The sequence below is a fragment of the Pseudomonas sp. S2_F03 genome, from assembly GCF_054668335.1.
Genome location: NZ_CP162759.1, coordinates 1,165,269 through 1,190,493, shown reverse-complemented (window position 1 = coordinate 1,190,493; position 25,225 = coordinate 1,165,269). Strand labels below are relative to the sequence as shown.

Below are 25,225 nucleotides of genomic sequence, written 5' to 3'. Positions count from 1 at the left end.
TCAAAAGGAGCCCGACAGTGATCGACACATTCAACCGAACCGGACCACTCATGGAAGCTGCAAGTTATCCCGCCTGGGCGCAACAGCTCATCAAGGATTGCAGCGAGAGTAAGCGCCGGGTTGTCGAACACGAGCTGTATCAACGCATGCGAGACAACAAGCTCAGTGCAAAAACCATGCGCCAGTACCTTATCGGTGGCTGGCCGGTGGTTGAACAGTTCGCGTTATACATGGCACAAAACCTGACCAAGACCCGCTTTGCCCGCCATCCAGGTGAAGACATGGCGCGTCGTTGGCTGATGCGCAATATTCGCGTCGAGCTGAACCACGCCGATTACTGGGTGCATTGGAGCAGGGCTCATGGTGTCAGCCTGGAGGATCTGCAAGCGCAACAAGTCGCTCCCGAACTTCATGCACTGAGCCATTGGTGCTGGCACACCAGTTCAGCAGACTCGTTGATCGTCGCCATCGCGGCCACCAACTACGCCATCGAAGGCGCCACTGGGGAGTGGTCGGCGCTGGTGTGCTCCAGTGGCATCTACGCCGCAGCGTTCCCTGAAGAAGATCGCAAACGGGCCATGAAGTGGTTGAAGATGCACGCTCAGTACGACGACGCGCATCCATGGGAAGCGCTGGAAATCATCTGCACCCTGGCGGGCATGAACCCGAGCGCATCCCTGCAAGTGGAATTGCGCCAGGCCGTCTGCAAGAGCTACGACTACATGCATCTGTTTCTGGAGCGCTGCATGCAACTGGAACATTCAGAAAAAGCTGCGGTGGTGCGTGAGCGCATGGCGTTGGCGGAAAGTTGATCTGACGGTTGTGCACAAAAAAGGGGAGCCGATTGGCTCCCCTTTTTTTTGAGTTTTCAAAGGCTTAACCCGCCATCGCCAAACGGTTACGTCCTTCGCGCTTGGCGACATACAACGCACTGTCGGCGCGCCGCAACAGGCTTTCGGCAGACTCACCTGGCAACAGGGTCGAGCATCCAAGGCTGACGGTCAGTTCAACGGCATTACCATCCGCCTGATAGTCCTGGGACTGGGCCGCAATCCGCAGTCGCTCGCCGACCATGGCTGCTGCTTCCCGAGTGGTGTTGGACAACAGGATCAGGAACTCTTCGCCCCCAAACCGAAACACCATGTCGACATTGCGCAGCTGGTTTTTGATTGCGCCGGCGACTGTCTTGAGCACTTCATCGCCAGCATTGTGACCGTAGCTGTCGTTGACGTTTTTGAAATGATCGATGTCCAGCATCAGCAACGACAAAGGCATCAAGTGGCGCCGCGACATCTCGATTTCGCGCTCGAGGGTCTGGTCCATGGCAATGCGGTTGCCGGTATCGGTCAAGGGGTCGCGTAATGCACTTTGGGTCGCCGCCCGGTACAGCAAGGCGTTGCGTATCGGAAAGAGCAGTGCGGACAGCAGCGACTCCAGGTTGCCCTGATCAAGTTCACTGAAACGTTGATTACGACGGAATACCAAGTCACCAAGGGGCTCGCCTTCATGGCTGAGGCTGTAACTGACCGAGTGATGGCCGCGCTGGCCAAACTCCAGGCGCAGGTCACTGGCCTGATGCTCGTATTTCAAGGCATCCAGCGGCACCAGGCGCTGAACTTCGCGAAAGAAAAGTCCGAGTATCCGTTGGGGCTCAAGACTGGTTTGCAGCTGCTGGCCCAGTTGCTGACGCAATTGCGCAAGGCTGACGGGCCGCTCCAGAAGGGGTGGCTGCTGACCAAGTCCCAGGCGTTGCAATTTCGCGCTATCGAAGTCAATTGCGTTGGTCTGGGGAGGTGATTTCATATGGCGTGAGCCCCTAAAGCAGTAAGACTGTCTTACAGGCTGGGTGAGAGCGGCTTTGGGCTGCGCGTCGTACTGGTCCATCAGTCCCGTAGGACATTTGGCGCAAGTTTAGTCTGCTTTGCCGAAGATTAGTAACCTATCGACTCAGACATCCCCCCGACTGCTTTCACACTGCGTGTTTGAGCAACGTTAGATCGAAAGTCGTGCCATTCGGTTCATTCAGATAAAAGGCTATCAAATTCAGCAGGTTGGACTTTGCAGGGAAGACGGCTGGCAAAGTGGGTGGCGGTTGTTTGACAGCTGCGGGAGTGTTTACGACGCGCTTTAAGTGCCGCGACGGGAAGTCGGCGCGGCACGTAAAAGCGACGTGTGGTGATTACTGCGCGTTAAAAGCCTGACCATTGATGCCGGTACTGTCCGGGCCCATCAAGTAGAGATAGACCGGCATGATCTCCTCCGGGGTTGGATTGTTCAGCGGATTTTCCCCCGGATAGGCCTGGGCTCGCATGCTGGTGCGCGTGGCGCCCGGGTTGATGCTGTTGGAGCGAACGGGGGCCACGGTGTCTACTTCGTCCGCCAGGGTTTGCATCAAGCCTTCGGTGGCAAACTTGGACACGCCATAAGCGCCCCAATAGGCGCGCCCCTTACGGCCGACGCTGCTGGAGGTGAACACCACCGAGGCGTCCTGCGACAGCTTGAGCAGTGGCAGCAGGGTGCTGGTGAGCATGAACATGGCGTTGACGTTGACTTGCATGACCCGCATGAAGTTTTCGCCGGACAGCTGTTCGAGCGGCGTGCGCGGACCAATGATCGATGCGTTGTGCAGCAAGCCGTCGAGATGGCCGAATTCGGTCTCGATCATCGCCGCCAGTTCATCGTACTGGTGGGGCAGGGCGGTTTCCAGGTTGAACGGGATCACCGCTGGCTGTGGGTGCCCGGCCGCTTCGATTTCGTCATAAACCTGCGTCAGGTTCGCTTCGGTCTTGCCCAGCAACAATACGGTGGCGCCATGGGCTGCGTAGGTTTTCGCAGCGGCCGCGCCGATGCCACGGCCTGCACCGGTAATCAGAATGACCCGGTCCTTGAGCAATTCGGGGCGGGCGGAATAATCAAACATAAGAAACCTCTACGAGAGTTAGATCGTTCCCACGCTCCGCGTGGGAATGCAGCCAGTGACGCTCTGCGTCGTCGCTCAGCAGCCACACAGCGCGCTATCGAGCACCTTGCGCAACTCCAGCGGATGATCGACCACTACATCCGCACCCCAATGCCGCGGGTTATCGTCCGGATGAATGTAGCCATAGGTCACGGCGGCCGTCTTGGTGCCGGCGTCGCGCCCCGACTCGATATCACGCAGGTCATCGCCGACAAACAACACGCTGGCCGGGTCCAGATCGAGCATCTTGCACGCGAGAATCAGCGGCTCCGGGTCGGGCTTGCTGTTCTTCACATGATCCGGGCAGATCAGCAGCGCGGAACGCTCGGCCAGCCCCAGCTGTTGCATGATCGGCTCGGCGAAACGCAGCGGCTTGTTAGTGACCACGCCCCAGATCAGGTTGCTCTTCTCGATGTCGGCCAGTAATTCGCCCATTCCGTCGAAGAGCTTGCTGTGAACCGCACAACCGGCGAGATAGCGCTCCAGGAATTCCAGTCGCAGCTCTTCAAAGCCTGGTGATTCCGGGTCCATCGAAAAGGTCACGGCGACCATCGCCTTGGCGCCACCGGATATCTCGTCACGAATGTGCTTGTCATTCATGGGGGGCAAGCCACGGTCGGCGCGCATTGCCTGGCAGATGGCAATAAAGTCCGGCGCGGTGTCGAGCAGCGTGCCGTCCATGTCAAAAAGGACTGCTCTGATACGCATCGGCTTACTCCTCGCGCAGGGTCTGGATCATGTAGTTGACGTCCACGTCGGCCGCCAGTTTGTAGTGTTTGGTCAGCGGGTTGTAGGTCAGGCCGATGATGTCTTTGACGGTCAGGCCGGCCATTCGACTCCAGGCGCCGAGCTCGGAAGGGCGGATGAACTTCTTGAAATCATGGGTGCCGCGCGGCAGCAGTTTCATGATGTATTCCGCGCCGACGATAGCGAACATATACGCCTTCGGGTTGCGGTTGATGGTGGAGAAGAACACTTGGCCGCCGGGCTTGACCATGCGGAAGCAGGCGCGGATGACCGAAGAAGGATCGGGCACGTGCTCGAGCATTTCCAGGCACGTGACGACGTCGAACTGCTCGGGCATTTCTTCGGCGAGGCCTTCGGCGGTGATCTGGCGGTATTCGACGTTCACGCCCGATTCCAGCTGATGCAGCTGGGCGACCGCGAGCGGTGCTTCGCCCATGTCGATACCCATGACGGTGGCACCGCGCTGGGCCATGGCCTCGCTCAGGATGCCGCCGCCGCAACCGACGTCCAGAACCTTCTTGCCGGCCAGGTTGACCCGCTCGTCAATCCAGTTGACCCGCAGCGGGTTGATGTCGTGAAGCGGCTTGAACTCGCTTTCACGGTCCCACCAGCGATGGGCCAGGGCTTCGAATTTGGCGATTTCGGCGTAGTCGACGTTGCTCATGATTCAGTCCTCTAAAACTTGAAAAATCCTGTTGCCCCGGTTTTCGGTCCGGGGATCTTACGATTCGGTACGGCCACTGATGCGCTGGCCCCAGGCTTTGGCGGTGGCACAAAGCTGTTCTTCATCCAGGCGGGTCAGGCGTCGGTCATCGAGCAGTTGCTTGCCAGCGACCCACAGGTGTTTCACGCAATCGCGGCCGGTGGCGTAGATCAGTTGCGAAACCGGGTCGTAGACCGGTTGTTGCGCCAGGCCTGACAGGTCGAAGGCAACGATATCTGCCGCTTTGCCGACTTCCAGTGAGCCGGTTTCAGACTCGATGCCCAGCGCGCGAGCGCCATTGAGCGTGGCCATGCGCAAGGCACGATGAGCATCCAGCGCAGTGGCGGAGCCGGCAACGGCCTTGGCCAGCAAGGCAGCGGTGCGGGTTTCGCCCAGCAGGTCGAGATCGTTGTTGCTGGCGGCGCCATCGGTGCCCACGGCCACATTGACGCCCGCCTGCCACAACCGCTCGACCGGGCAAAAACCACTGGCCAGCTTGAGGTTGGACTCCGGGCAATGAATCACACTGGTGTTGCTTTCTACCAGCATCACCAGGTCTTCATCGCTGATCTGGGTCATGTGAACGGCCTGGAAGCGTGGCCCGAGCAAGCCCAGGCGCCCGAGTCGGGCCAAAGGACGTTCACCACGCTGCTCGAGGGACTGCTGCACTTCGAAAGCCGTCTCATGGACATGCATATGGATCGAGGCGTCCAGCTCTTCGGCAATCACCCGGATTTTTTCCAGATTGTCATCGCCCACGGTGTAGGGGGCATGGGGCCCGAAGGTGACTTTGATGCGCTCGTGATGCTTGAGATCGCCAAACAACTCCACGCCCTGACGAATGGCTTCGTCCGCCGTGCTGGCGCCCGGGATCGGGAAATCGAGAATCGGAATGGCGATTTGCGCGCGTATACCGCTGTTATGCACGCGCTCGCTGGCAACCTTCGGGAAGAAATACATGTCAGAGAAGCAGGTGATGCCACCTTTGATCTGTTCGGCGATGGCCAGGTCCGTGCCGTCACGTACAAACGCTTCATCGACCCATTTGGCTTCTGCGGGCCAAATGTGGTTCTCCAGCCAGGTCATCAGCGGCAGATCATCGGCCAGGCCACGAAACAGCGTCATGGCGGCGTGGCCGTGGGCATTGATCAGGCCGGGGCTGAGTAGCACGTCTGGCAACTCGCGTACTTCAGTTGCGTTAAGCTTCAGCGCAGCCGAGCGTGGGCCGATAAACACGATGCGTCCGTCACGGATGCCCAGGCCATGCTCTTTGAGGACAACGCCAGCGGGTTCGACGGGTACCAGCCAGGTCGGCAGCAATAACAGGTCGAGCGCAGCGGCTGTGTTCGGCATCGAAGATCGGTTCCAGTGCTTTTGTAAAGGATGGCGAAGTATACCCGAGCGTCTTCGCGGGGGGATCGCTATAATCGGCGGCTTTTGTGCTTGAGTGCGGGGTGTGGGATGCGCGATCGACTGTTGGCTGCGGAGAAAGTGAAGGCCATCGATTGGCGTGATGGTGCCCTGTACCTGCTGGATCAGCGTATTTTGCCCTTCGAAGAGACCTGGATTGCCTACACCAGCGCAGCCGGTGTGGCCGAGGCCATTCGTTCGATGGTGGTGCGCGGTGCGCCGGCGATCGGTATCAGTGCGGCCTATGCCATGGTGCTTTCCGCCCGCGCCCGAATTGCCGAGGGCGGTGACTGGCAGGCCTCGTGGGAAGAGGATTACGCGTTGCTGGCCGATTCCCGTCCAACGGCGGTGAATCTGTTCTGGGCCTTGAGTCGCATGCGTGACCGCCTGGATCGCCTCAAGGAAGATGCTGATCCGCTGGCGGCACTGGAGGCGGAGGCTATCGCCATTCACGAAAGTGATCGCGAAGCTAACCTGACCATGGCCCAACTGGGTGTGGACCTGATCCGCAAACATCAGGGCAATGCCCAGGCAATCCTGACCCATTGCAATACCGGCGCACTGGCCACCGGCGGCTTCGGCACTGCTCTGGGTGTCATTCGCGGCGCTTTTATTGAAGGCATGGTCGAGCGCGTTTACGCCGATGAAACCCGTCCGTGGCTGCAAGGTTCGCGTCTGACGGCGTGGGAGCTGGCCAACGAGGGGATTCCCGTGACCCTGAATGCCGATTCAGCCGCCGCGCACATCATGAAAACCAAAGGCGTGACCTGGGTGATCGTCGGCGCCGACCGGATCACCGCCAATGGCGATGTCGCGAACAAGATCGGCACCTATCAGTTGGCGGTCACCGCCATGCACCACGGCGTGCGCTTCATGGTGGTGGCGCCGAGCTCGACCATCGACATGAACCTGGCCAGTGGTGATGAAATTCCTATCGAGGAACGTGACGGTCGCGAGTTGCTGGAAGTCGGCGGCAAGCGGGTCGGGGCGGACGTCGATGCGTTCAATCCGGTGTTCGACGTCACCCCGGCGGACCTGATTGATGCGATCGTTACTGAAAAAGGCATCGTCGAGCGTCCGGATACCGCGAAGATGGCGCAGTTGATGTGCCGCAAGCGCCTGCATTGACGCTTTGTGTTGTCGGATAAATTGCTATCGCGAGCAAGCTTTGCTCCCACAGGTTTCACGTTCCTGTAGGAGCAAGGCTTGCCTGCGATGAACGATTACTCGGTCTGCCCCCGCATTTCGCCTGCAAATCCGGACTTGGGATAGCTCTGAGCCTCTCTCGTCTCCTTCAAGCCTGTCATCGGTCAACTAACTATGCTCCATGCGCATCTGGGGGATAGGTGCGTGGCGGCTCTTGTGATAACATCCGGCGTTTTCCGAGGCTGCCCCACGGGGTTGTCTTTACTGCGCAAATCCAGGGTTCAACTTGTTGATTTGTCGTAAGTCGGTGTATGGCACTCAGCCTGCAGCGGCGAGCTTCGTTCGTCCCATATGGATGTGACGAAGTTTCACCAGAAAAAGGAATCGAGCTTCTCATGGGCGAACTGGCCAAAGAAATCCTCCCGGTCAATATCGAAGACGAGCTGAAGCAGTCCTACCTCGACTACGCAATGAGCGTAATTGTCGGGCGGGCCTTGCCGGATGCGCGCGATGGCTTGAAGCCCGTGCACCGGCGTGTGCTGTTCGCGATGAGCGAGCTGGGCAACGACTTCAACAAGCCGTACAAGAAATCTGCCCGTGTTGTCGGCGACGTTATCGGTAAGTATCACCCGCACGGTGATACCGCGGTATACGACACGATCGTCCGGATGGCGCAGCCATTCTCGCTGCGCTACCTGCTGGTAGACGGTCAAGGCAACTTCGGTTCGGTGGACGGCGACAATGCCGCGGCCATGCGATACACCGAAGTGCGCATGACCAAGCTGGCGCACGAGCTGCTGGCTGACCTGCACAAGGAAACCGTGGACTGGGTGCCGAACTACGACGGCACCGAAATGATCCCGGCGGTCATGCCGACCCGTATTCCCAACCTGCTCGTCAACGGCTCCAGCGGTATCGCCGTGGGCATGGCGACCAACATTCCGCCGCACAACCTCGGTGAAGTCATCGACGGTTGCCTGGCACTCATCGACAACCCCGAGTTGACCATTGATGAGCTGATGCAATACATCCCTGGTCCGGACTTCCCGACGGCCGCGATCATCAACGGTCGCGCCGGCATCATCGAAGCCTATCGCACCGGCCGTGGCCGCATTTATATGCGCGCCCGCTCGACGATCGAAGACATCGACAAGGTCGGTGGCCGCCAGCAGATCGTCATCACCGAACTCCCTTACCAGCTCAACAAGGCGCGTCTGATCGAGAAGATCGCCGAGCTGGTGAAAGAGAAGAAACTTGAAGGCATCACCGAACTGCGCGACGAGTCCGACAAGGACGGTATGCGCGTCGTGATCGAGTTGCGCCGTGGCGAAGTGCCTGAGGTGATCCTCAACAATCTCTACGCCCAGACTCAGTTGCAAGCGGTTTTCGGTATCAACATTGTTGCGCTGATCGACGGCCGTCCGCGGATCCTGAACCTCAAGGACCTGCTGGAAGCCTTCGTTCGTCACCGTCGCGAAGTCGTTACCCGCCGTACCGTGTTCGAACTGCGTAAAGCCCGCGAACGTGGTCACATTCTGGAAGGTCAAGCGGTTGCCCTGTCGAACATCGACCCGGTCATCGCCCTGATCAAGGCCTCGCCAACGCCGTCGGAAGCCAAGGAAGCGCTGATCAGCACTGCCTGGGAATCCTCCGCCGTAGTGGCGATGGTCGAGCGTGCCGGTGCCGACTCTTGCCGTCCAGAGACCCTGGACCCGCAATACGGTCTGCGCGAAGGCAAGTACTTCCTGTCGCCAGAGCAGGCGCAAGCCATTCTGGAACTGCGTCTGCACCGCCTGACCGGTCTGGAACACGAAAAGCTGCTGGCCGAGTATCAAGAGATCCTCAACCAGATCGGCGAGCTGATCCGCATCCTCAGCAGCGCCACGCGCCTGATGGAAGTGATCCGCGAAGAGCTGGAAGTGATTCGCGCCGAATACGGCGATGTGCGCCGCACCGAGATTCTCGATGCCCGTCTCGACCTGACCCTGGGTGACATGATCCCGGAAGAAGAGCGCGTCGTGACCATTTCCCACGGTGGCTATGCCAAGACCCAGCCTTTGGCTGCGTACCAGGCTCAGCGTCGTGGCGGTAAAGGCAAGTCGGCGACTGGCGTCAAGGATGAGGACTACATCGCTCACCTGCTGGTCGCCAACAGCCACACCACGCTGCTGCTGTTCTCCAGCAAGGGCAAGGTGTACTGGCTGAAAACCTATGAAATTCCGGAAGCGTCCCGCGCTGCCCGTGGTCGTCCGCTGGTCAACCTGCTGCCGCTGGACAGTGATGAATACATCACCACCATGCTGCCGGTCGAGGAGTACACAGAAGGTCATTTCATCTTCATGGCCACTGCCAAAGGCACCGTGAAGAAGACCCCGCTGGAATCCTTCAGCCGTCAACGCAGCGTAGGTCTGATCGCGCTGGAGCTGGACGAAGGTGACGTGCTGATCTCTGCCGCGATTACCGATGGCGAGCGCGAAGTCATGCTGTTCTCCGACGGTGGCAAGGTCACTCGCTTCAAGGAAACCGACGTTCGCGCCATGGGCCGTACCGCTCGCGGTGTTCGCGGCATGCGCCTGCCGGAAGGTCAGAAGCTGATTTCCATGCTGATCCCGGAAGAAGGCAGCCAGATCCTCACCGCTTCGGCGCGTGGTTTCGGCAAGCGTACGGCGATCACCGAGTTCCCTGAGTACAAGCGTGGCGGCCAGGGCGTTATCGCCATGGTCAGCAACGACCGTAACGGTCGTCTGGTCGGTGCAGTCCAGGTGCTCGACGGCGAGGAAATCATGTTGATTTCCGACCAGGGTACCTTGGTTCGTACCCGTGTCGACGAAGTCTCCAGCCTGGGTCGAAACACCCAGGGCGTGACCCTCATCAAGCTGGCCAGCGATGAAACGCTGGTCGGTCTGGAGCGGGTTCAGGAGCCGTCGGAAGTCGAAGGTGAAGAACTGGAAGGTGAAGAGGGTGTTGAGCTGGAAGGAACCGTAATCGGTGCCGAACCGGACGATGCTGTCGACAACCTGCAGGCGGACGCCGCAGACGAAGAAGAGCCGCAAGACTAACCAAAATCGTAGCAGGGCAGAGTGTTTGCTCTGTCCGCTACCGTGATTGCATAGCGAGAGTGGATGTGAGCAAACGAGCCTATAACTTCTGCGCAGGTCCTGCTGCGCTTCCTGAAGCTGTCCTGTTGCGTGCCCAGTCCGAGTTGCTCGACTGGCATGGTAAAGGTCTGTCGGTCATGGAGATGAGCCATCGCAGCGATGAGTTCGTGTCCATTGCCACCAAGGCCGAGCAGGATCTGCGTGATCTGCTGAATATCCCCTCGAACTATAAAGTGCTGTTTCTGCAAGGTGGCGCCAGCCAGCAATTTGCTCAGATTCCTCTGAACCTGTTGCCGGAAAACGGCTCTGCCGACTATATCGACACCGGTATCTGGTCGCAGAAAGCTATCGAAGAGGCTTCGCGCTTCGGCCACGTCAACGTTGCCGCTACCGCCAAGCCTTACGACTATTTCGCCATTCCTGGCCAGAACGAATGGAAGCTGTCGAAAGACGCGGCCTACGTTCACTACGCACCAAACGAAACCATCGGTGGCCTGGAATTCCAGTGGATCCCGGAAACCGGCGACGTTCCGCTGGTCGCCGACATGTCTTCGGACATTCTTTCGCGTCCGGTCGATGTTTCGCGTTTCGGCATGATCTACGCTGGCGCCCAGAAAAACATCGGTCCGAGCGGTATCGTGGTGAACATCGTTCGCGAGGACCTGTTGGGTCACGCCCGTTCCATTTGCCCGACCATGCTCAACTACAAGGTCGCCGCCGATAACGGCTCGATGTACAACACGCCTCCAACCCTGGCCTGGTACTTGTCTGGTCTGGTGTTCGAGTGGCTCAAGGAGCAAGGTGGTGTTGAAGCCATCGGCAAGCTCAACGAAGTGAAGCAGCGCACGCTGTACAACTTCATCGATGCCAGCGGCTTGTACAGCAACCCGATCAACACGCCTGACCGCTCGTGGATGAACGTGCCGTTCCGTCTGGCGGACGACCGTCTCGACAAGCCGTTCCTGGCCGGTGCCGACGAGCGTGGCTTGTTGAACCTCAAGGGCCACCGCTCCGTGGGTGGCATGCGCGCCTCCATCTATAACGCCGTCGATATCGTTGCGGTCAACGCATTGGTTTCGTACATGGCAGAGTTCGAGAAGGAACACGGCTGATGTCTGAGCAAGAACTCAAGGCACTGCGCCTGCGCATTGATGCCCTGGACGAAAAAGTCCTTGAGCTGATCAGTGAGCGCGCACGTTGCGCCCAGGAAGTTGCGCGAGTAAAGATGGCCTCGCTGGCCGAAGGCGAAGTGCCGGTGTTCTATCGTCCTGAGCGTGAAGCCCAGGTGCTCAAGCGCGTAATGGAGCGCAATCAGGGGCCGTTGGGCAACGAAGAGATGGCGCGGTTGTTCCGTGAAATCATGTCCTCGTGCCTGGCGCTCGAGCAGCCGCTGAAAGTGGCTTACCTCGGCCCTGAAGGCACGTTCACTCAAGCGGCGGCCATGAAGCACTTCGGCCACGCCGTGATCAGCAAGCCCATGGCGGCGATCGACGAAGTGTTCCGCGAAGTGGCGGCCGGTGCGGTGAATTTTGGCGTGGTGCCGGTGGAAAACTCCACCGAGGGTGCGGTCAACCACACCCTCGATAGTTTCCTGGAACACGACATGGTCATCTGTGGCGAAGTCGAGTTGCGGATTCACCACCACCTGTTGGTCGGTGAAAACACCAAGACTGACAGCATCAGCCGCATCTACTCCCATGCCCAGTCCCTGGCCCAGTGCCGCAAGTGGCTGGACGCGCACTACCCGAATGTCGAGCGCGTGGCGGTGTCCAGCAACGCCGAAGCGGCCAAGCGAGTAAAAGGTGAGTGGAACTCGGCGGCGATTGCCGGCGACATGGCTGCCGGCCTGTACGGGCTGACCCGCCTGGCCGAGAAAATCGAGGATCGCCCGGATAACTCCACGCGATTCCTGATGATCGGTAGCCAGGAAGTGCCGCCGACCGGCGACGACAAGACTTCGATCATCGTCTCCATGAGCAACAAACCCGGTGCGCTTCACGAGTTGCTGGTGCCGTTCCACGACAACGGAATCGACCTGACGCGAATCGAAACGCGTCCATCGCGCAGCGGTAAATGGACCTACGTGTTCTTCATCGACTTCGTCGGCCACCACCGTGATCCATTGGTCAAAGGTGTGCTGGAAAAGATCAGTCAGGAAGCAGTGGCACTCAAAGTGCTGGGTTCCTACCCGAAAGCAGTTCTCTAAGGGGTAGCAAATGAGTGGAGACTTCCTCGCTCTGGCACAGCCGGGCGTGCAACAACTTTCGCCTTACGTTCCGGGCAAGCCTGTGGATGAGCTGGCACGTGAGCTGGACCTTGATCCGGCGAGCATCGTCAAGCTGGCCAGCAACGAAAACCCGTTGGGCGCTAGCCCCAAGGCGCTGGCCGCGATTCGTGATGCGCTGGCCGAACTGACCCGCTATCCGGACGGCAACGGCTTTGCACTCAAGACCCTGTTGGCCGAGCAGTGCCGTGTCGAACTGAGCCAGGTGACGCTGGGCAATGGCTCCAATGACATTCTTGAGTTGGTCGCGCGTGCCTATCTGGCGCCGGGCCTCAACGCCGTGTTCAGCGAACACGCGTTCGCGGTTTATCCAATCGCGACTCAGGCTGTCGGCGCGCAGGCCAAGGTGGTTCCGGCCAAGGATTGGGGGCATGACCTGCCTGCAATGCTGGCGGCCATCGATGCCAATACTCGTGTGGTGTTCATCGCCAACCCGAACAACCCGACCGGGACCTGGTTCGATACCGAGGCGCTGGACGAGTTCCTGCAAGACGTGCCGGAGCACGTGCTGGTGGTGCTGGATGAGGCTTACATCGAGTACGCCGAAGGCAGTGATCTGCCGGATGGCCTGGATTTCCTCGCGGCTTACCCGAACCTGCTGGTTTCGCGCACGTTCTCCAAGGCCTATGGCCTGGCATCGCTGCGCGTTGGTTATGGCTTGTCCACTGCCGTCGTCGCTGATGTGCTGAACCGTGTCCGCCAGCCGTTCAACGTCAACAGCCTGGCCCTGGCCGCGGCGTGTGCTGCGTTGCAGGATGTCGAGTACCTGGCTGAAAGCCGTCGCCTGAACGAATCCGGTATGCAGCAACTGCAAGCGGGTTTTCGTGAACTGGGGTTGAGCTGGATTCCATCCAAGGGCAACTTCATCTGTGTCGATCTGGGTCAAGTGGCCGCGCCGGTGTTCCAGGGTTTGCTGCGTGAAGGTGTGATCGTGCGTCCTGTGGCCAATTACGGTATGCCGAACCATCTGCGCATCACCATCGGTTTGCCGGCTGAAAACAGTCGCTTCCTTGAGGCGCTGACCAAGGTTCTGGCTCGTGGTTGATGTCACTGCACTGCAATCTGCTGCACCTATGATCGGTCGCCTGGTGGTGGTCGGTCTGGGATTGATCGGTGGTTCGTTCGCCAAGGGTTTGCGTGAAAGTGGCCTGTGCCGCGAAGTGGTGGGGGTCGATCTCGACCCGCAGTCGCGCAAACTGGCGGTCGAGTTGGGCGTGGTGGATCGCTGCGAAGAAGACCTGGCTGTTGCGTGCCAGGGCGCGGACGTGATTCAGCTGGCCGTGCCGATCCTTGCCATGGAAAAAATGCTGGCGCGCCTGGCTGCAATGGATCTGGGTGCTGCGATTCTGACTGACGTCGGCAGTGCCAAAGGCAATGTGGTGCGTGCGGCAACTGAAGCTTTTGGCGGCATACCGTCGCGTTTCGTGCCGGGGCATCCGATTGCCGGTTCCGAGCAGAGCGGGGTGGAAGCCTCCAATGCCGAGCTGTTCCGTCGTCATAAAGTGATTCTGACGCCGCTGGATCAAACCGATCCGGCCGCGCTGGCAGTGGTCGACCGTTTGTGGCGCGAATTGGGCGCCGATGTCGAACACATGCAGGTCGAACGCCACGATGAAGTGTTGGCGGCGACCAGCCATTTGCCACACCTGTTGGCGTTCGGTTTGGTCGATTCGTTGGCCAAGCGCAATGAAAACCTTGAGATCTTCCGTTACGCTGCCGGCGGTTTCCGCGATTTCACAAGAATCGCGGGGAGCGACCCGGTCATGTGGCACGACATCTTCCTCGCCAACCGCGAAGCTGTCCTGCGCACACTTGATACATTTCGCAGCGACCTCGACGCCTTGCGCGACGCGGTCGATGCAGGGGATGGGCACCAATTGTTGGGCGTGTTCACGCGCGCCCGTGTTGCCCGCGAGCATTTCAGTAAAATCCTGGCCCGCCGGGCCTATGTGGACGCTATGAATTCCAACGATCTGATTTTCCTGGCTCAACCTGGTGGCCGCTTGTCCGGTCGGATTCGCGTACCAGGTGACAAATCGATTTCCCACCGTTCGATCATGCTCGGCTCCCTGGCTGAAGGCGTCACCGAAGTCGAAGGCTTCCTTGAGGGCGAAGACGCTCTGGCGACCCTGCAGGCCTTCCGTGACATGGGCGTTGTGATCGAAGGTCCGCACCATGGTCGCGTGACCATTCACGGCGTTGGCCTGCATGGCCTGAAACCTGCGCCAGGCCCGATCTATCTGGGTAACTCCGGTACGTCGATGCGCCTGCTGTCCGGCCTGTTGGCTGCGCAGAACTTCGACAGCACGCTCACGGGCGATGCTTCGCTGTCCAAGCGCCCAATGAACCGCGTGGCCAACCCGCTGCGTGAAATGGGGGCGGTGATCGAGACCGCTGCTGAAGGTCGCCCGCCGATGATCATCCGTGGCGGCAATAAGCTCAAAGGCCTGACCTACACCATGCCTATGGCCAGCGCTCAGGTGAAATCCTGCCTGTTGCTGGCCGGTTTGTATGCCGACGGCAAGACCACCGTTACCGAGCCGGCGCCGACTCGTGACCACACCGAGCGCATGCTGTGCGGCTTTGGCTACCCGGTCACCGTCAATGGCGCGACCGCATCGGTTGAATCCGGTCACAAACTCACTGCAACCCACATTGAAGTGCCGGGCGATATCTCTTCCTCCGCATTCTTCCTCGTGGCGGCGTCGATCGCTGAAGGTTCGGAGCTGGTACTTGAGCACGTTGGAATCAATCCGACGCGTACTGGCGTAATCGATATCCTGCGTCTGATGGGCGCCGATATCACGCTGGAAAACCAGCGTGAAGTCGGCGGCGAGCCCGTTGCAGATTTGCGCGTTCGTGCAGCTAAACTGAAAGGTATCGAGATTCCCGAGGCGCTGGTTCCGCTGGCTATCGACGAATTCCCGGTGCTGTTCGTGGCTGCAGCCTGTGCCGAAGGGCGCACGGTACTGCGAGGCGCTGAAGAGCTGCGGGTCAAAGAGTCGGACCGGATTCAGGTCATGGCTGATGGCTTGCTGGCGCTGGGCGTCAAATGCGAACCGACCCCGGATGGCATCATCATCGACGGCGGCCAGATCGGCGGCGGTGTGGTGCATGGTCATGGTGACCACCGGATCGCCATGGCATTCAGCGTTGCATCGCTGCGCGCGACTGCGCCGATCCGCATTCATGACTGCGCCAACGTTGCGACGTCGTTCCCGAACTTCCTCGCGTTGTGCGCACAGGTCGGTATCCGGGTTGCTGAAGAGGCTCAGTCGTGATCAACAAGTCGCCAGTCATTACCATCGATGGTCCGAGCGGTTCCGGTAAAGGCACCATCGCCGGGATATTGGCAAAGCGTCTGGGCTGGAATCTGCTGGATTCGGGCGCGTTGTACCGATTGCTGGCGTTCGCCGCGCACAATCATGGTGTTGATCTGACCAATGAAGAGTTGCTGAAAGCGCTCGCCGCTCATCTGGACGTGCAATTCATCGCTGCGACCGACGGTCAGTTGCAGCGAATCATTCTGGAAGGCGATGAAGTCAGTGATGTGATTCGCACTGAAAGTGTCGGCGCCGGAGCATCCCAGGTTGCGGCGCTGCCCGCTGTACGCGAGGCGCTGCTGCAGCGCCAGCGTGCTTTCCAGGAAATGCCGGGCCTGGTCGCTGATGGTCGCGACATGGGCACGGTGGTTTTTCCGGACGCGCCCTTGAAGATTTTCCTCACCGCCAGTGCCGAGGAGCGTGCGCGCCGTCGATACTTGCAGTTGAAGGGCAAAGTCGATGGTGTTAGTCTGTCGAGTCTGCTAGATGAGATACGTGTTCGCGATGAGCGTGACACCCAGCGAGCGGTAGCCCCGCTCAAACCGGCGGCTGACGCCATACAGCTGGATTCCACGGAATTATCCATCGATCAGGTGCTGGAACGCATCATGAGCGAGATCGCCATTCGCGATATCGCCGGGTGACCAAGAAGGCCGCAGGGGACCAGTCATAGTCCTGTGGTGGCTTCTTTTAAATGAAACTAACCCATACCGTCTGGGGTGTGGAGATGGGCGTAGTCTTCGCCCTCATCAACAGGAATTAAAATGAGCGAAAGCTTTGCGGAACTCTTTGAAGAAAGCCTAAAAACCCTGAACCTTCAGGCGGGCTCCATCATCACCGGTGTTATCGTTGATATCGATTACCAAGCTCGCTGGGTAACCGTTCACGCTGGCCTGAAGTCTGAAGCACTCATCCCGCTTGAGCAGTTCTACAACGACGCTGGCGAACTGAACATCAACGTCGGTGACGAAGTTCACGTTGCTCTGGACTCGGTTGAAGACGGCTTTGGTGAAACCAAGCTGTCCCGTGAAAAAGCCAAGCGCGCTGAATGCTGGATTGTTCTGGAAGCAGCCTTCGCAGCCGAAGAAGTGGTCAAGGGCGTTATCAACGGTAAGGTTAAAGGCGGCTTCACTGTCGACGTTAACGGCATCCGTGCGTTCCTGCCAGGTTCTCTGGTTGACGTCCGTCCTGTGCGCGATACTACGCACCTGGAAGGCAAAGAGCTGGAATTCAAGGTCATCAAACTCGACCAGAAACGCAACAACGTTGTCGTTTCCCGTCGCAGCGTCCTCGAAGCCGAGAACTCCGCCGAGCGTGAAGCTCTGCTGGAATCCCTGCAGGAAGGTCAGCAAGTCAAAGGTATCGTCAAAAACCTCACCGATTACGGCGCATTCGTCGATCTGGGTGGCGTGGATGGCCTGCTGCACATTACCGACATGGCTTGGAAGCGTATCAAGCATCCTTCCGAAATCGTCAACGTTGGCGACGAGATCGATGTCAAGGTTCTGAAGTACGATCGCGAACGCAATCGTGTTTCCCTGGGCCTGAAGCAACTGGGCGAAGATCCATGGGTTGCTATCAAAGCCCGTTACCCAGAAAGCACTCGCGTTACCGCTCGTGTAACCAACCTGACCGACTACGGCTGCTTCGCTGAGCTGGAAGAAGGCGTTGAAGGTCTGGTACACGTTTCCGAAATGGACTGGACCAACAAGAACATCCACCCTTCGAAAGTCGTACAAGTCGGCGACGAAGTGGAAGTTATGGTTCTGGACATCGACGAAGAGCGTCGTCGTATCTCCCTGGGCATCAAGCAGTGTAAATCTAACCCATGGGAAGATTTCTCTGGCCAGTTCAACAAGGGCGATAAAATCTCCGGCACCATCAAGTCGATCACCGATTTCGGTATCTTCATTGGTCTGGACGGCGGCATCGACGGTCTGGTTCACCTGTCCGACATCTCCTGGAACGAAGTGGGCGAAGAAGCCGTTCGCCGCTTCAAGAAGGGCGACGAGCTGGACACCGTTATCCTGTCGGTTGACCCAGAGCGCGAGCGTATCTCCCTGGGTATCAAGCAACTGGAAAGCGATCCGTTCTCCGAGTACGTTCAAGAGAACGACAAAGGCGCAATCGTTAAAGGCATCGTGAAAGAAGTTGACGCTAAAGGCGCCATCATCACTCTGGCCGACGATATCGAAGCGACTCTGAAAGCCTCCGAAATCAGCCGTGACCGCGTTGAAGACGCGCGTAACGTTCTGAAAGAAGGCGAAGAAGTAGAAGCCAAGATCATCAGCGTTGACCGTAAGAGCCGCGTAATCCAGCTGTCGATCAAGTCGAAAGACGTTGAAGACGAGAAAGAAGCAATCCAGAGCTTGAAAGACAAGCCTGCTGCTGACGTCGCTGCTGGTCCTACCACTCTGGGCGACCTGTTGCGTGCACAAATGGAAAAGCAGAACTAAGTTCTGTCAGACCATAGAAAAAGGGCGACTTCGGTCGCCCTTTTTTGTGCCTGCGATTTGGTGGGATTGCCGATGCATTTGGGGGGGGCAGTGATGTGATTGCTTGTGAAACCAACATCCCCTATAAACGGTCTTTTTGTATAGTCGGATCAAACGTTTGTTTGCAGCTAACCTTTAGCTTGAAGTGAACGACAGCCGGGCAGGGCGTCCGGCATAAGGAAGTGAATGAACAAGCTCATTGTCGCTATAGCAGTACTGACATTGGCGGGTTGTACTACTAATGCCAAGACTCACGTCGTGCGCGGGGTGAGTGGTATCGAGATTGATTGTTCCGGACTGGGGTCTGGGTGGGAGAAGTGTCGCAAGCGAGCAGACAAGGAGTGCAAAAAGCAGGGTTACAAGGTCCTGGCCCGATCTGATGATGTCAAGGATGATGAATTCCCCTTTGGTTTCAACCCGGCGGGATACCTCACGCGGACCATGCTTGTAATTTGTCGGTGAGGTTGAGTGTCTTGAGATCGCTTGAATTTGGGTGAGTTGTTTTGATAACGATTTGTCAAATCCTGGGCTGTTCAAATTCTTCCGGGCGTGCTAAAACCTCTGAAGCGATTTTCCTAGCTGCTTGAAAAAGAAGGGAAAAATATGACGAAGTCGGAGTTGATCGAACGAATTGTCACCCATCAAGGGCTGCTCTCATCCAAGGATGTGGAGTTGGCCATCAAGACCATGCTTGAGCAAATGTCCCAATGTCTGGCCACTGGCGATCGTATCGAGATCCGTGGTTTTGGCAGCTTCTCCCTGCACTACCGCGCACCGCGCGTAGGTCGCAATCCGAAAACCGGTCAGTCCGTCAGCCTCGACGGCAAGTTCGTTCCACATTTCAAGCCAGGTAAAGAACTGCGTGATCGTGTGAACGAGGATGAGGAGGAGGGGCTTTGACGGCTGCCATCTTTCAAGGAGCCATTCATGCGTAATCTCAAGCGTGTATTGCTCGCCTTGTTTGTGTTGTTGCTCGTATTGGTGATTCTGGCGTTTGTTTTAGAGAATCAACAATCGGTTTCCCTGCTATTTCTTGGCTGGGCAGGGCCGCAGCTACCAGTGTCGCTGGTGGTGGTTCTTGCGTTGCTGGTCGGCATGGTTATCGGTCCGATGCTTGGCTGGTTTCTGGGGCGCGCGGCCCGGGCTTCACGCAAGCGCCTGGCCTGACAGTCGAAACTCTGGCGAGTTGCTGAGGTATCGAGAGTGTTATCTCGGCAGCTGTTCGTCACATTCCCAACGATATCATTGACGCGGCCCTTAACGCCGATAGACTCATCCGTGGCCGATGGTTAGGGGGTGTCGGGCATGATCCTGCAACAACTTGGTTGTGGAAACCGTAATAGACAAATCTGCTTGCCATGAACACAACGCGCTCGTTATTCAGAAGCGGTTCGGCGTTCGCGGCTGAAGAGTAATGGAAGTTTTCAGGATGAATGTGGTGGGCAAGAGCAAATGAGTTGTTCAAAAGTCCTGGTGACGGGCGCGAGTGGGTTTGTCGGGTCCGCGGTTGTAACCAAGTTGTTGTCGAGTGAGAAGTTTTCCGCGGTGTGCGGTGTTCGCGGGTCGTCCCAAACGGACTTTCCCTGTGAGCATATCTTTTTTGAGTTGGGCGCCAACATTCCTGTAGATGCATTGGCAGGTGTTACGGCGGTCGTGCATGCAGCTGCGCGTGTGCATGTGATGACTGCGCAGGGGGCGGATGACCTTAGTGCCTTCCGGGCAGCCAATGTCGATGGAACAATCAAATTGGCGGCCATTGCCGCGCAGGCGGGCGTAAAGCGCTTTGTTTTCATCAGTTCAATCAAGGTCAATGGGGAGCATACCCTTCCTGGCCAGCCATTTACTTCGATTGATTTGCCGGCACCAGTCGACGCCTATGGCATCTCCAAGCGTGAGGCTGAGGACGCTCTAATGGAGCTGGGGGCGCGCACCGGAATGGAGATTGTGATAATTCGTCCTCCTCTGGTCTATGGCCCGGGCGTAAAGGCCAATTTCCTCAATATGCTTCGATGGGTCGAACGAGGAGTACCGCTGCCATTTGGTTCGATCAACAATCGACGCAGCATGGTTGCACTGGATAATCTGGTTGATTTGATCGTACGTTGCATTGAGCATCCCGCGGCCCCGGGTAATACCTTTCTCGTCAGTGATGGCGAAGATCTTTCCACGACACAGTTACTTCGACGTGTGGCGCAATCACTTGGCGTGCGCTCTGTACTGATCCCTTTCCCGCAAAAAATACTGTCTCTGGCGTTGGTTTTGATGGGGAAGCAGGCTCTTTCCGTACGCTTGTGTGGTTCGCTTCAGGTCGATGTGCGGCGAACATGTGAGTTGTTGCAGTGGGCGCCGCCTGTCGGTATTGAACAAGCGCTAGCAGGTGTGGCGAAACATTATCTGGATACGAAAACCAAATGATCTTTCTGTTGTTGGTAGGGGTGTTTGTCGCATCCTGGTTGATGACGTTTTATTTGCGACGCTACGCCTTGCGTAACAGTCTCATTGATATTCCCAATGCCCGAAGTTCGCACTCGATCCCTACTCCTAGGGGGGGCGGCGTATCGATAGTTGTTTCGTTCCTTGGAGCATTGTGTGTTTGCGTTTTATCCGGGGTGGTTTCGTGGGGCGCGTTTGCGGGATTGTTTGGGGCTGGTGCTGTCGTGGCCTTGATAGGGTTTGCTGATGATCATGGTCACATTGCGGCTCGATGGCGGTTGCTCGGGCACTTTTCAGCGGCCGCGTGGTTTTTGTTTTGCATTGGGGGGCTCGCCCCTCTGAACCTGTTTGGATTTGTTGTCGACCTGGGTTGGTGGGGAGGTGCGCTGGCTGCAATCTATCTGGTCTGGCTCTTGAACTTGTATAACTTCATGGATGGGATCGACGGTATTGCGGGGGCTGAGGCTATCTGTGTCTGCCTGGGTGGTGCATTTCTATACTGGTTGGGCGGCTTTACAGGTGAGTTGTGGGTGCCTCTTTTGCTCGCCAGCGCTTGTGCGGGTTTTTTGATCTGGAATTTTCCGCCTGCGAAAATTTTCATGGGGGATGCCGGCAGTGGGTTTCTTGGATTGATTCTCGGCGGCCTGGCTTTGCAGGCGGCTTGGGTTGCCCCGCAATTGCTGTGGAGTTGGCTGATTTTTGCGGGTGTTTTCATCGTGGATGCGACCTACACAATGCTGCACCGCTTGATTCGGGGAGAAGGTGTATGAGGCGCATCGTAGTCATGCCTATCAATATGCGTCTCGACATCACCTCAGCCACAAGAAAATCACCCTCGCGGTCGTTTTGATCAATGTTCTTTGGTTGGCTCCGCTCGCGATATGGGTTGGGATTGGGTCGCTGGATGGGGGGATCGGTCTGTTGGTCGCCTATTTGCCTCTTGTTGTGTTGGCGGTGAAGTACAACGCAGGCAAAGCCGAGACCTGATTCGAGCGGTGTTTGGCGCGAAGCTGTTTGTATGGGCTTATAGATGGCCACTGTCAAGCGCAGATCTTTGAGTAAGGTGCGCTTGCGACGATGGTGGTCACTTGGTCGCCAAGGCACAGAATCCGCGGATGGACGTACTGTAGCCGCCACTCAATTGCACAAAATTGTATGGTAAACTTCTCTGGTTTTTGCGGAGTGATGGCATAAAGCCAATACTCCGCTGGCAGATGTGATTCTCTTGCGTAGCCAACGCAGCATTGCTATGCGCAAGGGTGATGTGTTCGTTCGGGTGTAATGGGGTGGGTAACCTCCTTCGGGTTACGCCGGTCTATCCCGCAGTTCCTGGGTAGCATGGATGAGCAGTGAGCACTTGCTGGCGATCCTGTTGCAGGTATTCGAACATCGTCATTGTTTTTCAGGCATTGACGGTGAGCGGGGCTGCAAGAATGGATCGCTGCGCAAGAGGGCTCCAGCCCGTGTTGAGTACAGATTCGCGATATGTCCCCCTTTTTGTTGCTCCTCTGGATGCAGCGGGTGTAGACGTTCAACTGATGAGTGGCAACCGGATGATGGAATCGGGTTTTTGGTCCGGGAAGTGAGGAGTAGGGCAATGAGAGTTATGGTGTTGGGTGTTTCCGGAATGCTGGGTAACGCAGCCTACCGAGTGTTGTCGGCTAACCCCGATTTGACCGTTTACGGTACTGCTCGGAGCGAGGGTTCCCGGAAATTTTTCTCAGAGGCCTTGGCCGAGAAAATCATTCTTGGCGTGGATGTCGAAAGTCAGGATTCGCTGATCAAGGCTTTCGGGACGATAAGACCTGATGTCGTGATCAACTGTGTGGGACTGGTCAAGCAATTGGCCGATGCAAATGATCCTCTTCAGGCTGTGCCAATCAATACATTGCTGCCTCACCGTCTGGCTGCCTTGTGCAAGGCGACTGGCGCGCGCCTGGTCCATATCAGCACCGATTGCGTTTTCTCGGGTGAGAAGGGTGGGTATCTGGAATCCGATTTCCCTGACGCTTACGACCTGTATGGGCGTTCCAAGCTGTTGGGCGAGGTTGATTATCCTCACGCCATTACATTGCGCACTTCGATTATTGGCCGGGAGCTGTCTGGACATCGCAGCCTCGTCGGTTGGTTCCTTGCGCAGCAAGGGACCGTTCAAGGATTTACCGGCGCTATCTTCTCCGGTTTGCCAACCATGGAGTTGGCACGAGTGATCAACGAGTACGTTTTGCCGCGCCCTGATCTGCATGGTCTGTATCACGTAGCGACCCAGCCTATAAACAAGTACGACTTGCTGAAGCTTGTGGCGAAAACTTATGGAAAAGACACTGAGATTGTCCCTTCGGACAGGTTGACGATCGACCGTTCGTTAAACGCGGACCGCTTCCGGGAGGCAACTGGTTACGTTGCCCCTGAGTGGCCGGTTTTAGTACAAAACATGCATGACTTCAATTAAGCGCAAGGTTTAGATAATGTTCGATAATAAAGTTTTGATGATTACCGGCGGTACAGGCTCTTTCGGTAACGCTGTTCTGAATCGTTTTCTGAAGACAGACGTCAAAGAAATTCGCATCTTCAGCCGTGATGAAAAAAAGCAAGAAGACATGCGGATTGCCTTGAACAATCCAAAGCTGAAATTCTACATCGGCGACGTTCGTGACTACGACAGCATCCGCGATGCGATGAAAGGCGTTGATTACGTCTTTCACGCGGCCGCGCTGAAGCAGGTTCCTTCCTGCGAGTTCTACCCGATGGAAGCGGTACGCACCAACGTCCTGGGTGCGGATAACGTCATGAAAGCGGCAATCGCGAACCACGTTGATCGCGTTATCGTGCTCAGTACCGACAAAGCGGTGTATCCGATCAATGCAATGGGCATCTCCAAGGCAATGATGGAGAAGCTCATGGTGGCCAAGGCCCGCATGCAGTCCGAAGGCGAAACCGTATTTTGCGCGACGCGTTACGGCAACGTCATGGCCTCCCGTGGCTCGGTTATTCCGTTGTTCATCGAGCAGCTGCGCGAAGGCAAGTCGATCACCATTACCGACCCGACCATGACCCGCTTCCTGATGTCGCTGGAAGACTCTGTCGACCTGGTATTGCATGCATTCGAACACGGCCGTCAAGGCGACATCTTCGTTCAGAAGGCCCCGGCATCGACCATCGAGGTGTTGGCTCAGGCGCTGAAGGAATTGTTCGCCAAAGAAAACGACATTCGCGTCATTGGTACTCGTCATGGCGAAAAACTCTACGAGTCGCTGGTTTCACGTGAAGAGTTGGCAAAAGCCGAGGACATGGGTCAGTACTATCGTGTACCTGCCGATAATCGTGACCTCAACTATGCAAAATTTGTCGTTGAAGGCGAGCTGGAAATCACCCAGTTCGAAGACTACACCTCTCACAACACGACTCAACTCGATGTCGAAGGCGTGAAGCAATTGCTCCTGAAACTGTCCTACATCCAGGAGCAACTCAATGCTTAAGGTAATGACCATTGTCGGGACTCGTCCCGAGCTGATCAAAATGTCGCGGGTTATTGCCGAGTTCGATGCTCATACCCAGCACATCCTCGTTCATACCGGACAGAACTTCGACTATGAGTTGAACCAGGTATTCTTCGATGACCTGGATATCCGCAAGCCGGATTACTTCCTCGGAGCAGTAGGCGCCAACGCCGCGCAAACCATCGCGCGCGTAATCGAGAAAGCCGACGAAGTCCTGGAGGCTGAGAAGCCGGACGCTCTGATGCTGTACGGCGATACCAACTCCTGCCTGGCAGTGATTGCAGCCAAGCGTAGAAAAATTCCGGTATTCCACATGGAAGCTGGTAACCGCTGCTTCGACCAGCGTGTTCCGGAAGAACTCAATCGCAAGGTTCTGGATCACCTCAGCGACATTAACCTGGTATTGACCGAGCACGCTCGTCGCTACTTGCTGGATGAAGGGATTCCACCCGATCGTATTATCAAATCGGGCTCTCACATGCAGGAAGTGCTGGAGCATTTCGAACCCAAGATCGTGGGCTCGCAAATCCTCGAAAAACTTGAGCTGAAGTCGAAGAACTTTTTCGTTGTCAGCGCGCACCGTGAAGAAAACGTCGATACGCCGGCCAACCTGCAGGACCTGTTGAATACGCTGCAGGCTCTGGTTGAAACCTATGACATGCCAGTCATTGTTTCTACCCACCCGCGTACACGTCAGCGTCTGGAAGCATTGGGGCTCGACGGTCTGGATTCGAGAATTCAGTTCCTCAAGCCATTCGGTTTCTTTGACTACATCAAGCTGCAGATGGAAGCGTTCTGCATTCTGTCTGACAGCGGCACCATCACCGAAGAGGCTTCGCTGCTGGGCTTGACCGCCGTGACGATTCGTAATGCACACGAGCGTCCAGAGGGTATGGACCAGGGCACACTGATCATGAGCGGCCTGAAGTCGGAGCGGGTTCTGGATGCTGTGCGTATTGTCACCAGCCAGGATCAGGCCGGTGCTATTCGTCGTGTGGTACCAGACTATGAAGGTGGGCTGGTGTCGCAGAAAGTGCTGCGGATTGTTTTGAGTTACGTAGATTTTATCAATCGGACCGTTTGGTCGAAGTAAATCCGAATTTAGCGCAAGCAAAAAATAGCGAGAG

21 protein-coding genes and 1 pseudogene are annotated in these 25,225 nt (G+C 57.2%); 17 read left to right on the top strand and 5 right to left on the bottom strand.

The window, feature by feature from the left end; genetic code table 11:
* The first annotated feature begins 50 nt into the window (after window positions 1-50).
* Window positions 51-812: a TenA family transcriptional regulator gene (locus AB4N76_RS05695; RefSeq protein WP_263295453.1), complete on the top strand. Its 762-nt coding sequence runs from the start codon at window positions 51-53 to the stop codon at window positions 810-812.
* Window positions 813-876: 64 nt separating this feature from the next.
* Here AB4N76_RS05695 and AB4N76_RS05690 read toward each other — a convergent pair whose 3' ends face one another.
* From AB4N76_RS05690 to AB4N76_RS05670, 5 genes are all read right to left on the bottom strand, one after another.
* The gene (locus AB4N76_RS05690) at window positions 877-1,803 is read right to left on the bottom strand and encodes a GGDEF domain-containing protein (protein WP_046031743.1); all 927 of its coding nucleotides are present in this window, start codon (window positions 1,801-1,803) and stop codon (window positions 877-879) included.
* A 376-nt stretch (window positions 1,804-2,179) separates the two neighbouring features.
* Window positions 2,180-2,920 carry a YciK family oxidoreductase gene (locus AB4N76_RS05685; protein WP_046031744.1) on the bottom strand — a complete coding sequence of 247 codons (741 nt, stop codon included), beginning with the start codon at window positions 2,918-2,920 and terminating at the stop codon, window positions 2,180-2,182.
* A 75-nt stretch (window positions 2,921-2,995) separates the two neighbouring features.
* Window positions 2,996-3,667: an N-acetylmuramic acid 6-phosphate phosphatase MupP gene (gene mupP / locus AB4N76_RS05680; protein WP_046031745.1), complete on the bottom strand. Its 672-nt coding sequence runs from the start codon at window positions 3,665-3,667 to the stop codon at window positions 2,996-2,998.
* A gap of 4 nt (window positions 3,668-3,671) precedes the next feature.
* Window positions 3,672-4,370, bottom strand: a complete 699-nt coding sequence (gene ubiG / locus AB4N76_RS05675) for a bifunctional 2-polyprenyl-6-hydroxyphenol methylase/3-demethylubiquinol 3-O-methyltransferase UbiG (protein WP_046031746.1) — start codon at window positions 4,368-4,370, stop codon at window positions 3,672-3,674.
* A 57-nt stretch (window positions 4,371-4,427) separates the two neighbouring features.
* Window positions 4,428-5,762, bottom strand: coding sequence for a TRZ/ATZ family hydrolase (locus AB4N76_RS05670; protein ID WP_077431578.1), 1,335 nt, complete (start codon window positions 5,760-5,762; stop codon window positions 4,428-4,430).
* 108 nt (window positions 5,763-5,870) lie between these two features.
* Between AB4N76_RS05670 and mtnA the strand changes: the two genes are divergently transcribed.
* From mtnA to wecB, 16 genes and pseudogenes are all read left to right on the top strand, one after another.
* Window positions 5,871-6,947 (top strand): S-methyl-5-thioribose-1-phosphate isomerase, encoded by a 1,077-nt coding sequence (gene mtnA, locus AB4N76_RS05665; protein WP_077431579.1) that lies wholly within the window; start codon window positions 5,871-5,873, stop codon window positions 6,945-6,947.
* A 413-nt stretch (window positions 6,948-7,360) separates the two neighbouring features.
* A complete protein-coding gene (gyrA, locus tag AB4N76_RS05660) occupies window positions 7,361-10,024 on the top strand; it encodes a DNA gyrase subunit A (RefSeq protein WP_046031749.1) in 2,664 nt (887 codons plus the stop codon).
* A 65-nt stretch (window positions 10,025-10,089) separates the two neighbouring features.
* Entirely contained in the window at window positions 10,090-11,175 is a 1,086-nt protein-coding gene (serC, locus tag AB4N76_RS05655) for a 3-phosphoserine/phosphohydroxythreonine transaminase (RefSeq protein WP_046031750.1), read from the top strand.
* Window positions 11,175-12,269, top strand: a complete 1,095-nt coding sequence (pheA, locus tag AB4N76_RS05650; protein WP_007899727.1) for a prephenate dehydratase — start codon at window positions 11,175-11,177, stop codon at window positions 12,267-12,269. Before serC ends, pheA begins: the two co-directional genes overlap by 1 nt.
* 10 nt (window positions 12,270-12,279) lie before the next feature.
* Entirely contained in the window at window positions 12,280-13,392 is a 1,113-nt protein-coding gene (gene hisC, locus AB4N76_RS05645; protein ID WP_460164251.1) for a histidinol-phosphate transaminase, read from the top strand.
* 28 nt (window positions 13,393-13,420) lie between these two features.
* A complete protein-coding gene (locus AB4N76_RS05640; RefSeq protein WP_460164597.1) occupies window positions 13,421-15,628 on the top strand; it encodes a bifunctional prephenate dehydrogenase/3-phosphoshikimate 1-carboxyvinyltransferase in 2,208 nt (735 codons plus the stop codon).
* Entirely contained in the window at window positions 15,625-16,314 is a 690-nt protein-coding gene (gene cmk, locus AB4N76_RS05635; RefSeq protein ID WP_027924112.1) for a (d)CMP kinase, read from the top strand. The genes AB4N76_RS05640 and cmk overlap by 4 nt, the downstream gene beginning before the upstream one ends.
* Before the next feature lie 120 nt (window positions 16,315-16,434).
* Window positions 16,435-18,126 (top strand): 30S ribosomal protein S1, encoded by a 1,692-nt coding sequence (gene rpsA / locus AB4N76_RS05630; RefSeq protein ID WP_046031753.1) that lies wholly within the window; start codon window positions 16,435-16,437, stop codon window positions 18,124-18,126.
* 225 nt (window positions 18,127-18,351) lie between these two features.
* Window positions 18,352-18,627 carry a hypothetical protein gene (locus AB4N76_RS05625; RefSeq protein ID WP_046031754.1) on the top strand — a complete coding sequence of 92 codons (276 nt, stop codon included), beginning with the start codon at window positions 18,352-18,354 and terminating at the stop codon, window positions 18,625-18,627.
* Window positions 18,628-18,768: 141 nt separating this feature from the next.
* Entirely contained in the window at window positions 18,769-19,065 is a 297-nt protein-coding gene (gene ihfB / locus AB4N76_RS05620) for an integration host factor subunit beta (RefSeq protein ID WP_003369729.1), read from the top strand.
* Between the two features lie 27 nt (window positions 19,066-19,092).
* A complete protein-coding gene (locus tag AB4N76_RS05615) occupies window positions 19,093-19,332 on the top strand; it encodes a lipopolysaccharide assembly protein LapA domain-containing protein (RefSeq protein ID WP_046031755.1) in 240 nt (79 codons plus the stop codon).
* Window positions 19,333-19,617: 285 nt separating this feature from the next.
* A complete protein-coding gene (locus AB4N76_RS05610; RefSeq protein ID WP_046031756.1) occupies window positions 19,618-20,580 on the top strand; it encodes a UDP-glucose 4-epimerase family protein in 963 nt (320 codons plus the stop codon).
* Window positions 20,577-21,585: pseudogene (locus tag AB4N76_RS05605) on the top strand (MraY family glycosyltransferase). The gene AB4N76_RS05610 and the pseudogene AB4N76_RS05605 overlap by 4 nt, the downstream one beginning before the upstream one ends.
* Window positions 21,586-22,195: 610 nt before the next feature.
* The gene (locus AB4N76_RS05600) at window positions 22,196-23,050 is read left to right on the top strand and encodes a dTDP-4-dehydrorhamnose reductase family protein (protein WP_046031758.1); all 855 of its coding nucleotides are present in this window, start codon (window positions 22,196-22,198) and stop codon (window positions 23,048-23,050) included.
* Between the two features lie 16 nt (window positions 23,051-23,066).
* Window positions 23,067-24,077 carry a polysaccharide biosynthesis protein gene (locus AB4N76_RS05595; protein ID WP_046031759.1) on the top strand — a complete coding sequence of 337 codons (1,011 nt, stop codon included), beginning with the start codon at window positions 23,067-23,069 and terminating at the stop codon, window positions 24,075-24,077.
* Window positions 24,070-25,191, top strand: a complete 1,122-nt coding sequence (wecB, locus tag AB4N76_RS05590; protein WP_046031760.1) for a non-hydrolyzing UDP-N-acetylglucosamine 2-epimerase — start codon at window positions 24,070-24,072, stop codon at window positions 25,189-25,191. Before AB4N76_RS05595 ends, wecB begins: the two co-directional genes overlap by 8 nt.
* Window positions 25,192-25,225: the final 34 nt, after the last annotated feature.

Bases quoted from the DNA above. Each gene is read 5' to 3' on its own strand.
- pheA (WP_007899727.1), top strand. From the start codon at position 11,175: ATGTCTGAGCAAGAACTCAAGGCACTGCGCCTGCGCATTGATGCCCTG.
- AB4N76_RS05600 (WP_046031758.1), top strand. From the start codon at position 22,196: ATGAGAGTTATGGTGTTGGGTGTTTCCGGAATGCTGGGTAACGCAGCC.
- mtnA (WP_077431579.1), top strand. From the start codon at position 5,871: ATGCGCGATCGACTGTTGGCTGCGGAGAAAGTGAAGGCCATCGATTGG.
- mupP (WP_046031745.1), bottom strand. From the start codon at position 3,667: ATGCGTATCAGAGCAGTCCTTTTTGACATGGACGGCACGCTGCTCGAC.
- ihfB (WP_003369729.1), top strand. From the start codon at position 18,769: ATGACGAAGTCGGAGTTGATCGAACGAATTGTCACCCATCAAGGGCTG.
- AB4N76_RS05695 (WP_263295453.1), top strand. From the start codon at position 51: ATGGAAGCTGCAAGTTATCCCGCCTGGGCGCAACAGCTCATCAAGGAT.
- ubiG (WP_046031746.1), bottom strand. From the start codon at position 4,370: ATGAGCAACGTCGACTACGCCGAAATCGCCAAATTCGAAGCCCTGGCC.
- AB4N76_RS05610 (WP_046031756.1), top strand. From the start codon at position 19,618: ATGAGTTGTTCAAAAGTCCTGGTGACGGGCGCGAGTGGGTTTGTCGGG.
- wecB (WP_046031760.1), top strand. From the start codon at position 24,070: ATGCTTAAGGTAATGACCATTGTCGGGACTCGTCCCGAGCTGATCAAA.
- AB4N76_RS05640 (WP_460164597.1), top strand. From the start codon at position 13,421: ATGATCGGTCGCCTGGTGGTGGTCGGTCTGGGATTGATCGGTGGTTCG.
- hisC (WP_460164251.1), top strand. From the start codon at position 12,280: ATGAGTGGAGACTTCCTCGCTCTGGCACAGCCGGGCGTGCAACAACTT.
- AB4N76_RS05670 (WP_077431578.1), bottom strand. From the start codon at position 5,762: ATGCCGAACACAGCCGCTGCGCTCGACCTGTTATTGCTGCCGACCTGG.
- rpsA (WP_046031753.1), top strand. From the start codon at position 16,435: ATGAGCGAAAGCTTTGCGGAACTCTTTGAAGAAAGCCTAAAAACCCTG.
- AB4N76_RS05615 (WP_046031755.1), top strand. From the start codon at position 19,093: ATGCGTAATCTCAAGCGTGTATTGCTCGCCTTGTTTGTGTTGTTGCTC.
- AB4N76_RS05685 (WP_046031744.1), bottom strand. From the start codon at position 2,920: ATGTTTGATTATTCCGCCCGCCCCGAATTGCTCAAGGACCGGGTCATT.
- AB4N76_RS05595 (WP_046031759.1), top strand. From the start codon at position 23,067: ATGTTCGATAATAAAGTTTTGATGATTACCGGCGGTACAGGCTCTTTC.
- AB4N76_RS05625 (WP_046031754.1), top strand. From the start codon at position 18,352: ATGAACAAGCTCATTGTCGCTATAGCAGTACTGACATTGGCGGGTTGT.
- gyrA (WP_046031749.1), top strand. From the start codon at position 7,361: ATGGGCGAACTGGCCAAAGAAATCCTCCCGGTCAATATCGAAGACGAG.
- AB4N76_RS05690 (WP_046031743.1), bottom strand. From the start codon at position 1,803: ATGAAATCACCTCCCCAGACCAACGCAATTGACTTCGATAGCGCGAAA.